Here is a 13,949-nt window from a genome sequence, read left to right on the forward strand (position 1 = left end):
AGCGGACAGGTGTGGCGACCTGCCTGCCACGCACGGACAGCCCCGGCCGCGACAAAACCACGTGCTTCGGGCACCGGACGACCGGAATACTCGAGCAGGTGTTCATTTCGATCTCCACCACCGGAACTGCCGAGCACCCGGCCACCGACCTGGGCTACCTGCTGCACAAGCACCCTGGGAAGGCACAGCGCTTCAGCACGTCACACGGCGATGCCCACGTCTTCTATCCCGAGGCGAGCGAGCAGCGGTGCACAGCCGCGCTGTTGCTCGACGTCGACCCGATCTCGCTGGTCCGGCGTGGCCGGGGCAAGGGACGGTCCGGCTCCCCGAGCGCGACCACGGGCGCCGCCGCACTCTCCCAGTACGTCAACGACCGACCGTACGCGGCCTCCTCACTGCTCGCGGTGGCGCTGCGCACGGTGTTCCGGACGGCGATGAAGGGCGTCTGCGAGCAGCGGCCGGGACTGGCCGAGCAGGCGCGGACGCTGACCGTGCGGCTGCCTGCGGTCGCCGTGGGCGGCGGCGAGAGTCACCGGCCCGACCCGGCGTCGGAGGCGCCGTCGCTGGTCAACCGGCTCTTCGAGCCGCTCGGCTGGGAGGTCACCAGCTCGGCGATCCCGCTGGACGAGACCTTTCCGGCCTGGGGCGACTCGCGATACCAGCGCCTGGAGCTCACCGGCACCCTGCTGCTGTCCGACGCGCTCCAGCAGCTCTACGTGCTGCTGCCGGTGCTGGACGGTGCCAAGCACTACTGGGTGGCGCCGGACGAGGTCGACAAGTTGCTCGACGCGGGGGAGGGATGGCTCGCGAACCACCCCGAGCGTGCCCTGATCACCCGCCGCTACCTGCACCGCCGCTGGTCGCTGGCGAACGAGGCGCTGCGCCGCCTGGAGCTGGCCCGGCTCGCCGAGGCCGATGACAGCGAGGCCGAGGAGCTGGACAACGCCGTCACTCTGGAGCCGGACAGCGGGACGCCGGGGCTGCCGGAGACCGCCGAAGCGATCCCACCGATCGCACCGACCGAGGCAACCGCAGCTGCACAGGTACCGCAGCCACCGCAGGATCCCGAGCCGCAGGACCCCGAGTCGCTGGAGGCCGATGCTGCCAAGCCAGTCCCGCTCGCGCGGCAGCGCCGTGAGGCGATCGTCGGGCTGCTGGCCGAGGTGGGCGCCGCCCGGGTGCTCGACCTCGGCTGCGGCCAGGGGGAGTTGGTCGGTGCGCTGCTCAAGGAGAAGCGGATCACCGAGGTCCTCGGCGTCGACGTCTCCTCCAGCGCGCTGGCGGCGGCCGCCCGCAAGCTGAGGCTGGAGCGGCTGTCGGAGCGTCAGGCGGCTCGGGTGCGGCTGGTGCAGGGGGCGCTGACCTACACCGACGCCCGGCTCAAGGGCTACGACGCGGCGGTGCTCTGCGAGGTGATCGAGCATCTGGACCTGCCCAGGCTCCCGGCGCTCGAGCACGCGGTCTTCGGTGCCGCGCGCCCGGCGACCGTGATCGTCACCACGCCCAACGTCGAGTACAACGTGCGGTGGGAGACCCTCCCGGCGGGTCACCACCGGCACGCCGACCACCGCTTCGAGTGGGACCGGGCCGAGTTCCGCTCCTGGGCCGAGCTGGTGGCGGCGAACTACGGGTACACCGTCGCCTTCCGCCCGGTGGGCCAGGACGACCCGCAGGTCGGCCCGCCCACCCAGCTCGCCCTGTTCCGCCGCGGTGTCGAACCCGCCGGCGCCACCCCCGAGAGGAGTGCATCCCGATGACCGACCAGACACCGCACACCCCGACGGACCCGCACACCCCGACGGACCCGCACACCCCGACGGACCCGCACACCCCGACGGACCCGCACACCCCGACGGACCCGCACACCCCGACGGAGCCGGATGCTTCCGCGCCCCGGCGGCTGCCGGTCACCGACCTCTCCCTCGTGGTGCTGGTCGGCATCAGCGGCTCGGGCAAGTCCAGCTTCGCCCGCCGGCACTTCGCGCCCACCCAGGTGATCTCGTCGGACTACTGCCGCGGCCTGATCTCGGACGACGAGAACGACCAGTCGGCCTCCGCCGACGCCTTCGAGCTGCTCCACTACATCGTCGGCAAGCGACTGGCGGCCGGGCGGCTCACCGTGGTCGACGCGACCAATGTGCAGCCCGCCGCGCGCAAGCAGCTGGTCGCGCTCGCCCGGGCGCACGACGTGCTGCCGATCGCGATCGTGCTGGACGTCCCGCCAGGGGTCTGCGCCGAGCGCAACCGCAGCCGACCCGATCGCGCGTTCGGCGCGCATGTGATCCCGCGTCAGCACCGCGAGCTGCGCCGTTCGCTGAACGGCCTGGAGCGTGAGGGTTTCCGCAAGGTCCACCACCTGCGCGGGGTGGCCGAGGTGGCGGCCGCCGAGATCGTCCTGGAGAAGCGCTGGAACGACCTGCGCGAGCGCACCGGTCCGTTCGACCTCGTCGGCGACATCCACGGCTGCCGGGCCGAGCTGGAGACCCTGCTCACCCGCCTCGGCTATCAGCTCACCCGTGACGACCAGGGCCGCCCGGTGGACGCCGCGCACCCCGCGGGCCGCACCGCGGTCTTCGTCGGTGACCTGGTCGACCGCGGCCCGGACACCCCGGGCGTGCTGCGCCTGGTGATGGGCATGGTCGCGGCCGGGCACGCGCTCTGCGTGCCCGGCAACCACGAGAACAAGCTGGGACGCGCGCTGAGCGGCCGTCAGGTCACCGTCGCGCACGGCCTGCGGGAGTCGCTGGACCAGCTGGCCGCCGAGCCGGAGGAGTTCCGCACCGAGGTCCGGGCCTTCATGCGCGACCTGGTCAGCCACTACCTGCTGGACGGCGGCGACCTGGTGGTCTGCCACGCCGGCCTGCCGGAGCGGTACCACGGCCGCAACTCCGGCCGGGTGCGCTCGCACGCCCTGTACGGGGACACCACCGGCGAGACCGACGAGTTCGGGTTGCCGGTCCGCTACCCGTGGGCCGAGGAGTACCGGGGCAAGGCGCTGGTGGTCTACGGCCACACGCCGGTGCCGGTGGCGAGCTTCCTCAACAACACCATCTGCCTGGACACCGGCTGCGTCTTCGGCGGCAGCCTGACCGCGCTGCGCTACCCGGAGCGCGAGCTGGTCAGCGTCCCGGCCGAGCGGGAGTGGTACGCGCCGGTGCGTCCGATGATCAGCGATGCCCCGGGTGCCAGGGAGGGCCGCCCGTTGGACCTCGCCGATGTGGCCGGGCGCCGGGTGGTGGAGACCTCGCTGGCCGGCCGGGTCTCGGTCCGCGAGGAGAACGCGGCCGCCGCACTGGAGGTGATGAGCCGCTTCGCGCTCGACCCGCGGCTGCTCGCCTACCTGCCGCCGACCATGGCCCCGAGCGCCACCTCCCGGCGCGAGGGCTACCTGGAGCACCCCGAGGAGGCCTTCTTCGCCTACCGCGCCGACGGCGTACGGCAGGTGATCTGCGAGGAGAAGCACATGGGCTCGCGAGCCGTGCTGCTGGTGGCGCGTGATCCGCAGGCGCTGGAGCAGCGGTTCGGCCTGGCCGGTCCCGGCGCCGTCTGGACCAGGACGGGGCGCGCCTTCCTCGGTGACCAGGAGCTGACCGAGGCACTGCTCACACGGGTGCGGGTCGCTGCCGAGCGTGCCGGGCTCTTCGCCGAGTTGGCCACCGACTGGCTGCTGCTGGACGCCGAGTTGCTGCCCTGGTCGCTCAAGGCGCTGGAGCTGCTGCGCCGTCAGTACGCGGCGGTGGGGGCGGCGGCCCGCTCCGCGCTGCCCGAGGTGCTCGCGGCGCTGGAGCAGGCGGCCGCCCGGGGGATCGACGGCCTGACCGAGCTGACCGAACGGCACCGCCGCCGAGCGGTCGACGCCGAGGCGTTCAGTGCGGCCTACCGTCGCTACTGCTGGCCCACCGAGGGGCTGAACGGGGTCCGGCTGGCGCCGTTCCAGCTGCTGGCCGCCGAGGGCGCCAACCTCGCGGTGCGTCCGCACGACGAACACCTCGCCTGGCTCGACCGCCTGGTCGCGGCCGACGAGGAGTGGGTCAAGGAGGCCGTGGCGGTGGGCGTCGAGCCGGGTGCGCAGCAGCAGCCGGAGCCACTGCTGCGGGCCACCGGGCGTCTGCTGGTCGACACCGAGGACGAGGCCTCGATCGCCGCCGGCATCGCCTGGTGGGAGGAGCTGACCGAGGCCGGCGGTGAGGGCATGGTGGTCAAGCCGCTCGCTTCGCTGGTGCGGGGCGCACCGGGGGAGGGGCGGCCCGGTGGGCTGGTGCAGCCGGGGCTGAAGGTCCGCGGCCGGGAGTACCTGCGGTTGATCTACGGCCCCGACTACACCGAGCACCTCGGTGCGCTGCGTCAGCGTTCGCTCGGCCACAAGCGCTCGCTCGCGCTGCGCGAGTACGCGCTGGGCCTGGAGGCACTGGACCGGCTGGCGGGCGGGGAGCCGCTCTGGCGGGTGCACGAGCCGGTGTTCGCCGTGCTGGCGCTGGAGTCGGAGCCGGTGGACCCGCGCCTGTAGCGGCCGGCGGCGAGCCGGCGGACTGTCCGGCGGGGGAGCCGGCGGGCTGGCAGGTGGCAGTCCGGCGCGACGGTGCGGTCACTCCAGGGTGACCGCGCCCGGCCACCCTGGAGTGACCAGGGTGGCCGGCACCGGCAGCCCGATGTATAGAAATTCATGTCCTCGTATACTATTGCCTGGCCTCTCTTCGTTGTCCCCTGTCCCCGTCCCACCCAGGAGCCCGGCCATGGCTTTGAACCTCAGGAATCGGCACTTCCTCAAGGAGCTCGACTTCACGGCTCAGGAGTTCCACTTCCTGATCGACCTCGCCGCCCAGCTCAAGGCCGCCAAGTACGCGGGTACCGAGCAGCCCCGGTTGCGCGGCAAGAACATCGCGCTGATCTTCGAGAAGACCTCGACCCGGACCCGCTGCGCTTTCGAGGTGGCCGCCGCCGACCAGGGCGCCAACGCCATCTACCTGGACCCGGCCGGTTCGCAGATCGGTCACAAGGAGTCGGTCAAGGACACCGCCCGGGTGCTCGGCCGGATGTTCGACGGCATCCAGTACCGGGGGCACGGCCAGGCGCTGATCGAGGAGTTGGCGGCGCACGCCGGGGTGCCGGTCTGGAACGGGCTGACCGATGAGTGGCACCCCACCCAGATGCTGGCCGACGTGCTCACCATCCAGGAGCACTGCCGCAAGCCGCTGACCGAGGTGACCCTCGCCTACCTCGGCGATGCCCGCTCCAACATGGGCAACTCGTTGCTGGTCACCGGTGCGCTGCTCGGCATGGACATCCGGATCGTCGCCCCTGAGCAACTGTGGCCGGCCGAGGAGGTCCGCAAGGCCGCCGAACAGCTCGCGGCCGCAAGCGGCGCCCGGATCACCCTCACCGAGGAGGTTGCCGCGGGCGTTGCCGACGCCGACTTCCTCTACACCGATGTCTGGGTGTCGATGGGGGAGCCCAAGGAGGCCTGGGCCGAGCGGATCGAGCTGCTGAAGCCCTATCAGGTCTCGATGGACACCGTGCGGGCCACCGGCAATCCGCGGGTCAAGTTCCTGCACTGCCTGCCGGCGTTCCACGACCTGGGCACCAAGCTCGGCCGGCAGCTGTTCGAGGCCACCGGCATGGCCGAGTTGGAGTGCACCGACGAGCTCTTCGAGTCGACGCACTCCATCGTCTTCGACCAGGCCGAGAACCGGTTGCACTCGATCAAGGCCGTGCTGGTCGCCACCCTCGGCAGCTGAGCCGCACCCCGCACCCCGCACCCCCGCACCCCGCACCCCGCGCCCGCAGCGGCGCTGAGGCGGGGCCGCTGCTGCCCTGCGGCCCCGCCTCAGCGGTTCGCGGCCCCGTGGATCCCGCGGATCTCGCACCGTGGCCCGCTGGCCCGGGCGAGCCGCAGGTCGGCGGTGACCAGTGGCGCATCGAGCAGCTCGGCCACCGCCACGTAGGCGGCGTCGTCGGGGGTCAGATTGTCCTTCAACTCCCAGACGCGGCCGAGCAACGGGGCCAGCTCCATCTTGCGGAACGCGATCCGGGGCAGCTCGGCCGCCACCGCCGCGACCTGCTCGGCGGTGTTCTCCTTGGCGAGGTAGCGGCCCCGGAGCGACTGCATCACCTCGATCAACAGGTGTTCGGGCGCGGCCCACTCCGGGTCGGCCGCGAGCGCGGCCCGGGCCGCCACTCCACGCTCGCCCTGGTCCGCCAGTGCGAGTACGAGTGCGGAGGCATCGACGACGATCATGCCCCCACGCTAGCGACCCGGAACCGGCCGGAATCCATCGACCCGGGCCGGTACTCGACCGCCGGCACGCGGCCGGCATGCGGCCGGACCGCGGCCGGAGCGCGGCGGCGGCCGGGCGGGCGCGCCGCAGGCTGCCTGAGGTCACTCTGCGTCTGCCCATGCACTATGGTTTATCTCGACATCGAGATAACTCCGCGCTAGGGTTTATCTTGATGTCAAGATAAATGCCGAGAGGCGATCCCGGGCTTCAGCGTGTGGTCCACTCGAGCCCCCACCCGAGCCCTAGTAGCCGCACGAAGCACCTAGAAGGAGTCAGTCGTGTCCGCGAACAGCTTCGACGCCCGCAGCTCGCTGCAGGTGGGCGACGAGTCGTACGAGATCTTCAAGCTCTCCGCCGTCGAGGGTTCCGAGCGGCTGCCGTACAGCCTCAAGGTGCTGCTGGAGAACCTGCTGCGCACCGAGGACGGCGCGAACATCACCGCCGACCACATCCGCGCCCTCGGCAACTGGGACCAGAACGCCCAGCCGAGCGAGGAGATCCAGTTCACGCCGGCCCGCGTGATCATGCAGGACTTCACCGGCGTGCCCTGCGTGGTGGACCTCGCCACCATGCGTGAGGCCGTCAAGGAGCTGGGCGGCGACCCGGCCAAGATCAACCCGCTGGCCCCGGCCGAGCTGGTCATCGACCACTCGGTGATCGCCGACAAGTTCGGCACCAAGGACGCCTTCACCCAGAACGTCGAGATCGAGTACGGCCGCAACAAGGAGCGCTACCAGTTCCTGCGCTGGGGCCAGACCGCGTTCGACGAGTTCAAGGTCGTCCCGCCGGGCACCGGCATCGTGCACCAGGTGAACATCGAGCACCTGGCCCGCACCATCATGGTCCGCGGCGGCCAGGCCTACCCCGACACCTGCGTCGGCACCGACTCGCACACCACCATGGTCAACGGCCTGGGCGTGCTGGGCTGGGGCGTCGGCGGCATCGAGGCCGAGGCGGCCATGCTCGGCCAGCCGGTCTCCATGCTGATCCCGCGCGTGGTCGGCTTCAAGCTCAACGGCCAGCTGCCGGCCGGCGCCACCGCCACCGACCTGGTGCTCACCATCACCGAGATGCTGCGCAAGCACGGTGTGGTCGGCAAGTTCGTCGAGTTCTACGGCGCCGGCGTCACCGCGATCCCGCTGGCCAACCGCGCCACCATCGGCAACATGTCGCCGGAGTTCGGCTCGACCTGCGCGATCTTCCCGATCGACGACGAGACCCTGCACTACCTGCGCCTGACCGGCCGCAGCGAGCAGCAGCTCGCCCTGGTCGAGGCGTACGCCAAGGAGCAGGGCCTGTGGCACGACCCGTCCGTCGAGCCGGTCTACTCCGAGTACCTGGAGCTGGACCTCGCCACCGTCGTGCCGTCGATCGCCGGCCCGAAGCGCCCGCAGGACCGCGTGGTCCTCGCCGAGGCCGCCGCCAAGTTCGCCGAGGCGCTGCCCTCCTACGCCGCCGAGGCCTCGAAGCCGACCGCCGTCACCGCTCCTGACGGTTCGTCGTACGAGATCGACAACGGCGCGGTCGTGATCGCCTCGATCACCTCCTGCACCAACACCTCCAACCCCTCCGTCATGCTGGGCGCCGCCCTGCTGGCGAAGAAGGCCGTGGAGAAGGGCCTGCACGTCAAGCCCTGGGTCAAGACCACCCTGGCCCCCGGGTCCAAGGTCGTCATGGACTACTACGAGAAGGCCGGCCTGCTCCCCTACATGGAGAAGCTGGGCTTCAACCTGGTCGGCTACGGCTGCGTCACCTGCATCGGCAACTCGGGCCCGCTGCCCGAGGAGGTCTCCGCCGCGGTCAACGAGGCCGACCTCGCCGTGGTGTCGGTGCTCTCCGGCAACCGCAACTTCGAGGGCCGGATCAACCCGGACGTCAAGATGAACTACCTGGCCTCCCCGCCGCTGGTGGTCGCCTACGCCCTGGCCGGCAACATGAACGTCGACATCACCCGCGCCGCCCTGGGCCAGGACGCCGACGGCAACGACGTCTTCCTCGCCGACATCTGGCCGTCGGAGCTGGAGGTGGCCGAGGTGGTCGCCAGCTCGATCGACCAGGACATGTTCACCAAGGACTACGCCGACGTCTTCGCCGGTGACCACCGCTGGCAGTCGCTGCCGATCCCGACCGGCAACACCTTCGAGTGGGACGCCGAGTCCACCTACGTCCGCAAGCCCCCGTACTTCGAGGGCATGGCCAAGACCCCGAGCCCGGTGAACGACATCGCCGGTGCCCGCGTGCTGGCCAAGCTGGGCGACTCGGTCACCACCGACCACATCTCCCCGGCCGGCAACATCAAGGCCGGTACGCCCGCCGCCCAGTACCTCACCGAGCACGGCGTGGAGAAGCGGGACTTCAACTCGTACGGCTCGCGCCGTGGCAACCACGAGGTGATGATCCGCGGCACCTTCGCCAACATCCGCCTGCGCAACCAGATCGCGCCGGGCACCGAGGGCGGCTACACCCGCGACTTCACCCAGGCCGACGCGCCAGTGGCGTTCATCTACGACGCCTCGCAGAACTACCAGGCCGCCGGCACCCCGCTGGTCGTCCTGGCGGGCAAGGAGTACGGCTCCGGCTCGTCGCGCGACTGGGCGGCCAAGGGCACCGCGCTGCTGGGCGTCAAGGCCGTCATCGCCGAGTCCTACGAGCGCATCCACCGCTCGAACCTGATCGGCATGGGCGTGCTGCCGCTGCAGTTCCCCGAGGGCCAGAACGCCGACTCGCTGGGCCTGACCGGCGAGGAGACCTTCGCCCTCACCGGCGTGACCGAGCTGAACGAGGGTCGCACCCCGAAGACCGTCAAGGTCACCGCGGGTGGCATCACGTTCGACGCGGTGGTGCGCATCGACACCCCCGGCGAGGCGGACTACTACCGCAACGGCGGCATCCTGCAGTACGTGCTGCGCAGCCTGATCGGCTGATCGAGCACAGCGGCTGACAGTAGCCGGTGACACACGGGCCGCGCTCCTCCTGTGGAGGGGTGCGGCCCGTGCTGTTCCGGAAACCGTGCTATTCCAGAAACATGGCGACGCGATCCGATCCCTCCGAGACCTGGGCGCTGATCCACGCCGAGCGGCGCGCGCTGCTCGCCGACGTGCAGCAGCTGACCCCCGAGCAGTGGGTCGTCTTCTCGCTCTGTGCGGGACGCACGGTCCGTGACACCCTGGCGCACCTGGCCGCCACCGCCCGGATGACGCCCCCGGCGTTCTTCGCCAAGCTGGCCCGCGCCCGTTTCCGGTTCGACGTGATGACCGACCGCGAGATCCATGAGCTGACCCGGGGCCGCCCGGCGACCACGGTGAACGCCTTCGCCGCGCAGATCGACTCGACCGACCACCCGCCGGGCCCGGTGGAGAGCTGGCTGGGCGAGACCGTGGTGCACGCGGAGGACATCCGGCGCCCGCTCGGCATCGCGCACGAGTACCCCCAGGAGGCGCTGATCCGCTGCGCCGACTTCTACCGCGGCACCAACCTGCTGATCGGCGGCAAGAAGCGGATCGCCGGGCTTCAGCTGACCGCGACCGACGCCGCCTGGTCGGCCGGCGAGCCGGCTGAGGGCAACGGGGTCAGCGGCCCGCTGCTTGACCTGCTGCTGGTGATCGCCGGGCGCCGGGCGGGCCTGGCCGAGCTGACCGGCCCTGGAGTGGCCACCCTGGCCGAGCGGCTGCCCGCGCACTGACCGCGGACCCGGACCCGGACGCGGACCCGGACGCGGACCCGGACCCGGACCCGCAATCACCGCATGCCCCCATGCCTTCATGCCTTCATGCCCACTTCTGCTCGAAGCTGCTCATTTCTATGGCCAAGTGATCAGGATCGCGCTAGGGTCTCGACGCAAAGGGCATCCGAGGCGGCAGCCGAGCGGAGTCCGGCAAATATGCAGGTTCCCTGAACATTGCACATGCTGCACCGCCGGCAACGCTTTGAGTGCTCCGGACCGCTTGCGACGGGGAGACTATTGCCGCCGAGTGAACAGAGGACTATACCTTTTCGCATCGACAAAACCCTGTCCTGACCAGCGCCTTGGTCTTGACGAAAAGCCAAAGTGCTTGGGGGACAGGCAAATTGACGATCCACCAGAGCTGTTCGCCTGGTCGTCCGTCGAGCCGTTGCTCAGTCACCCGCCCCGGCAACCAGCCTGCCCGGGAGCGGAGTTCACCGCATCGTGGCACCACCTGACAGCGAGGGGTCAGCACACACATGGGCTCTGCAACCGAATACAACCGCCGCGACATCTTCAAGCGCGCCGCCGCCCTGACCGTGATGGCGGCGGCCGGCGGCCCCCTGGTCGCGGCCTGTGCCGCCTCCGGCGGCAGCGGTAGCGGCGGCAGCGCGCCGACCACCGGCTCCGCCGACAACCCTTTCGGGGTGAAGTCGAGCGACCCGCTCGACGTCGTGATCTTCGACGGCGGCTACGGCGCCGACTACGCCAAGCCCATCGAGGACATCTACAAGCGGAGTTACACCGGCTCCACGATCAGCCAGCTGGCCACCCAGGACATCAGCGGCAAGCTCCAGCCGCGCTTCAACGCGGGCAACCCGCCGGACGTCATCGACGACTCGGGCGCCCAGCAGATGAAGATCGACGTGCTGCAGAAGGCCGGCCAGCTGACCGACCTGACCGTGCTGCTCGACGCGCCCTACCGCGACGACCCGTCCAAGAAGATCCGCGACGTGCTGCTGCCGGGCACCATCGACCAGGGCACCATCGCCGGCAAGATGTACTCGCTCAACTACGTCTACACCGTCTACGGCCTCTGGTACTCCAACAAGCTCTTCACGGAGAAGGGTTGGACCCCGCCCAAGACCTGGGACGACTTCGTCTCGCTCAGCGCCACGATCAAGCAGGCCGGCATCGCCCCCTTCTGCCACCAGGGCAAGTACCCGTACTACGCCAACTTCATGATCATGGGGATGATCGCCAAGCAGGGCGGCCCCGACCTGGTGGCCCGGATCGACGCGCTGGACCCGGCCGCCTGGGACGACCCGGCCGTGCTCGCGGGGATCAGCGCCTTCTACGAGATCATGCAGAAGGACTACCTGCTGCCCGGCACCAACGGCATGACCCACACCGAGTCGCAGACCGCCTGGTGCCAGGGCAAGGCCGCCTTCATCCCGTGCGGCTCCTGGCTCGAGAACGAGATGATCAAGATCACCCCGGCCGACTTCGACATGGCCTTCCTGCCGTTCCCCGTGCTGGCCGGCGCCAAGATGCCGCAGAACGCGGTGCAGGCCGGCGCCGGCGAGCCGTTCGTCGTGCCGACGAAGGCCAGGAACCAGGCGGGCGGCCTGGAGTTCCTGCGGGTCATGCTGACCAAGGAGGCTTCCGGCAAGTTCGCCTCGACCGCCAACTCGCTGACCGTGCTCAAGGACGGGGTCGATCCCAGCGTGCCGCTCAAGCCGGGCACCAAGTCCTCGGCGGCGGCGGTCACCGCGGCGGGTGCCGCCACCTTCAACTACACCTACCGCGACCTGCAGACCGCCTACGACCTGGCGCTGCAGAACGCCACCAACGAGCTGGTCAACAGCCGGATGACCCCGCAGCAGTGGGTGGCGGCAGGCAAGGCCGCCACCAGCTCGAAGGTCTGAGCGGCGGTCAGCTCAGTGGAGGGACACCGGGGCCCGCTCACGGGCCCCGGTGCTCCTGGCGTGTTCGGGCGACACCTTCAGGCGGCACCTTCGGGTGCCACCCTCGGGCGACACCGCGGTACCAAGCCTGTCGGACACAGGCTGTGGCGGACAGGAGCAGGCGCATGCGTCACCGCAAGTACCCCTTCATCGTGGGGTTCCTCATCATCCCGGTCGTGCTCTACCTGGTGCTGGTCATCTGGCCGTACCTGCAGACCTTCGGCTACTCCCTGACCGACTGGTCCGGGGCCTCGCAGACGATGCACTTCGTCGGGCTGCGGAACTACACCCAGCTCTTCGGCGACAGCGTCTTCCGTACCGCGCTGCTGCACAACCTGCTGCTGCTGGTGCTGCTGCCGATCGCCACCATCCTGCTGGCGCTGTTCTTCGCCTTCATGCTCAACGTCGGCGGCCGGGGCGGCACCGGCGGTGTGCAGGGGGTGCGCGGCGCGGGGTTCTACAAGGTGATCTTCTTCTTCCCGCAGGTGCTCTCGGTGGCCATCCTGTCGGTGCTCTTCCAGGCGGTCTACCGCACCGACCAGGGCGGGCTGCTCAACGGCGTGCTGGTCAAGCTGGGTCTGGAGAACGCGAACCACCCCTGGCAGTGGCTGGCCGATCCGAACCTCGCCCTCTGGTGCGTGATGGGCGTGCTGGTCTGGTCGGGCGTCGGCTTCTACCTGGTGCTCTTCTCGGCCGCGATGCAGTCCATCCCGAAGGACATCTACGAGGCCGCGCTGCTGGACGGGGCCAAGCGCACCCAGACCTTCTTCACGATCACCCTGCCGCTGCTCTGGGAGACGGTGCAGACCGCCTGGGTCTACCTGGCGATCGCCGCGATGGACGCCTTCGCCCTGGTCTCCACCATGACCCAGGGCGCCTACTACGGCGGCGGGCCCAACTACCACTCCGAGGTCATGTCGACCTACCTGATGCGCAACTTCATCACCTTCGGCAAGGCGGGCTACGCCTGCGCCATGGGCGTGGTGATCTTCTTCATCACGCTGATCCTGTCCGTCGTCTCGCTGCGGGTCACCCGGCGCGAGCGGATCGAGTACTGAGCGGGGCCGTGATGACCACCAACGCCGACCTGACCACCGAGGTCCCCGCGCCGCGCGACCACCCCGCGCCGGCCCGCAAGCCCGCCAGGGAGCAGCGGTTCGCCGACGGGGGAGGGGTGCTCAACGTCTTCTCGCACGGCTTCCTGGCGCTCTGGGCAGTGATGATCATCGGCCCGCTGGTCTGGATCGTGCTCGGCTCCTTCAAGACCGACGCGCAGATCGGCGGCAGCGCCTGGGCCTGGCCCGCGCACTGGGGCTTCAGCGCCTTCAGCTACGCCTGGCACCAGGGGATCGCCCACTACTTCGCCAACACCCTGATCGTGCTGGTCGGTTCGGTCACCCTGACGATGCTGCTCGGTTCGATGGCGGCCTACGTGCTGGCCCGCTACGCGTTCCCCGGCAACCGGATCATCTACTTCTTCTTCGTGGCCGGCGCGATGTTCCCGGTCTACCTGGCGCTGGTGCCGCTCTTCTTCATGGTGAAGAACCTCGGGCAGATCTCCCCGCTGCTGGGCCTGAACAGCTACCTGGGCCTGATCCTGGTGTACGTCGCCTACTCGCTGCCGTTCACCGTCTTCTTCATGTACTCCTTCTTCCGCTCGCTGCCCACCGCCGTGCACGAGGCGGCGATGATCGACGGTTGCTCGCACACCCGGGCGTTCTTCCAGGTCATGGTGCCGATGGCGAAGTCCGGGCTGATCAGCGTCGGCATCTTCAACGTGCTCGGGCAGTGGAACCAGTACCTGCTGCCGGTCACCCTGATGCAGCAGCAGCACGGCGGGGACCCGGACCACTCGGTGCTGACCCAGGGCCTGATCAACCTGGCGCAGCAGTCCGGTTACGCGAGCAACTTCCCGGCGCTGTTCGCCGGGATGACCATCGCCATGCTGCCGGTGCTGGTGGTCTACCTCTCCTTCCAGCGCCAGGTGCAGGCCGGCCTCACTTCGGCCACCCTCAAGTAGCGCCGGACACGCTGCGGCCCGCC

At 70.1% G+C, this 13,949-nt stretch carries 9 protein-coding genes; 8 read left to right on the forward strand and 1 reads right to left on the reverse strand.

The window, feature by feature from the left end; translation table 11 throughout:
• Positions 1 to 98 precede the first annotated feature (98 nt).
• From ABH937_RS07975 to argF, 3 genes are all read left to right on the forward strand, one after another.
• The gene (locus tag ABH937_RS07975) at positions 99 to 1,757 is read left to right on the forward strand and encodes a 3' terminal RNA ribose 2'-O-methyltransferase Hen1 (RefSeq protein WP_370217695.1); all 1,659 of its coding nucleotides are present in this window, start codon (positions 99 to 101) and stop codon (positions 1,755 to 1,757) included.
• On the forward strand, positions 1,754 to 4,507 hold the full coding sequence (locus ABH937_RS07980) for a polynucleotide kinase-phosphatase (protein ID WP_370217696.1): 2,754 nt from the start codon (positions 1,754 to 1,756) through the stop codon (positions 4,505 to 4,507). The genes ABH937_RS07975 and ABH937_RS07980 overlap by 4 nt, the downstream gene beginning before the upstream one ends.
• A 226-nt stretch (positions 4,508 to 4,733) precedes the next feature.
• Complete coding sequence (argF, locus tag ABH937_RS07985; protein ID WP_280690411.1) at positions 4,734 to 5,735, forward strand: ornithine carbamoyltransferase; 1,002 nt, start codon at positions 4,734 to 4,736, stop codon at positions 5,733 to 5,735.
• An 89-nt stretch (positions 5,736 to 5,824) separates the two neighbouring features.
• On the opposite strand, the gene ABH937_RS07990 is transcribed toward argF, so the two are convergent.
• Positions 5,825 to 6,235: a type II toxin-antitoxin system VapC family toxin gene (locus ABH937_RS07990; RefSeq protein WP_280690410.1), complete on the reverse strand. Its 411-nt coding sequence runs from the start codon at positions 6,233 to 6,235 to the stop codon at positions 5,825 to 5,827.
• 318 nt (positions 6,236 to 6,553) lie between these two features.
• Between ABH937_RS07990 and acnA the strand changes: the two genes are divergently transcribed.
• From acnA to ABH937_RS08015, 5 genes are all read left to right on the forward strand, one after another.
• Complete coding sequence (gene acnA, locus ABH937_RS07995) at positions 6,554 to 9,199, forward strand: aconitate hydratase AcnA (RefSeq protein ID WP_370217697.1); 2,646 nt, start codon at positions 6,554 to 6,556, stop codon at positions 9,197 to 9,199.
• Positions 9,200 to 9,300: 101 nt separating this feature from the next.
• Complete coding sequence (locus tag ABH937_RS08000; RefSeq protein ID WP_370217698.1) at positions 9,301 to 9,957, forward strand: maleylpyruvate isomerase family mycothiol-dependent enzyme; 657 nt, start codon at positions 9,301 to 9,303, stop codon at positions 9,955 to 9,957.
• 521 nt (positions 9,958 to 10,478) lie between these two features.
• Complete coding sequence (gene ngcE / locus ABH937_RS08005; RefSeq protein ID WP_370217699.1) at positions 10,479 to 11,867, forward strand: N-acetylglucosamine/diacetylchitobiose ABC transporter substrate-binding protein; 1,389 nt, start codon at positions 10,479 to 10,481, stop codon at positions 11,865 to 11,867.
• A 164-nt stretch (positions 11,868 to 12,031) separates the two neighbouring features.
• On the forward strand, positions 12,032 to 12,964 hold the full coding sequence (locus ABH937_RS08010) for a carbohydrate ABC transporter permease (RefSeq protein WP_370217700.1): 933 nt from the start codon (positions 12,032 to 12,034) through the stop codon (positions 12,962 to 12,964).
• Between the two features lie 11 nt (positions 12,965 to 12,975).
• Positions 12,976 to 13,926: a carbohydrate ABC transporter permease gene (locus ABH937_RS08015; RefSeq protein WP_280690405.1), complete on the forward strand. Its 951-nt coding sequence runs from the start codon at positions 12,976 to 12,978 to the stop codon at positions 13,924 to 13,926.
• Positions 13,927 to 13,949 lie beyond the last annotated feature (23 nt).

It is taken from the genome of Kitasatospora sp. GAS1066B, assembly GCF_041262605.1.
GTDB lineage: Bacteria > Actinomycetota > Actinomycetes > Streptomycetales > Streptomycetaceae > Kitasatospora.

Bases quoted from the DNA above. Each gene is read 5' to 3' on its own strand.
- ABH937_RS07980 (WP_370217696.1), top strand. From the start codon at position 1,754: ATGACCGACCAGACACCGCACACCCCGACGGACCCGCACACCCCGACG.
- argF (WP_280690411.1), top strand. From the start codon at position 4,734: ATGGCTTTGAACCTCAGGAATCGGCACTTCCTCAAGGAGCTCGACTTC.
- ABH937_RS07990 (WP_280690410.1), bottom strand. From the start codon at position 6,235: ATGATCGTCGTCGATGCCTCCGCACTCGTACTCGCACTGGCGGACCAG.
- ABH937_RS08000 (WP_370217698.1), top strand. From the start codon at position 9,301: ATGGCGACGCGATCCGATCCCTCCGAGACCTGGGCGCTGATCCACGCC.
- ngcE (WP_370217699.1), top strand. From the start codon at position 10,479: ATGGGCTCTGCAACCGAATACAACCGCCGCGACATCTTCAAGCGCGCC.
- ABH937_RS08010 (WP_370217700.1), top strand. From the start codon at position 12,032: ATGCGTCACCGCAAGTACCCCTTCATCGTGGGGTTCCTCATCATCCCG.
- ABH937_RS08015 (WP_280690405.1), top strand. From the start codon at position 12,976: ATGACCACCAACGCCGACCTGACCACCGAGGTCCCCGCGCCGCGCGAC.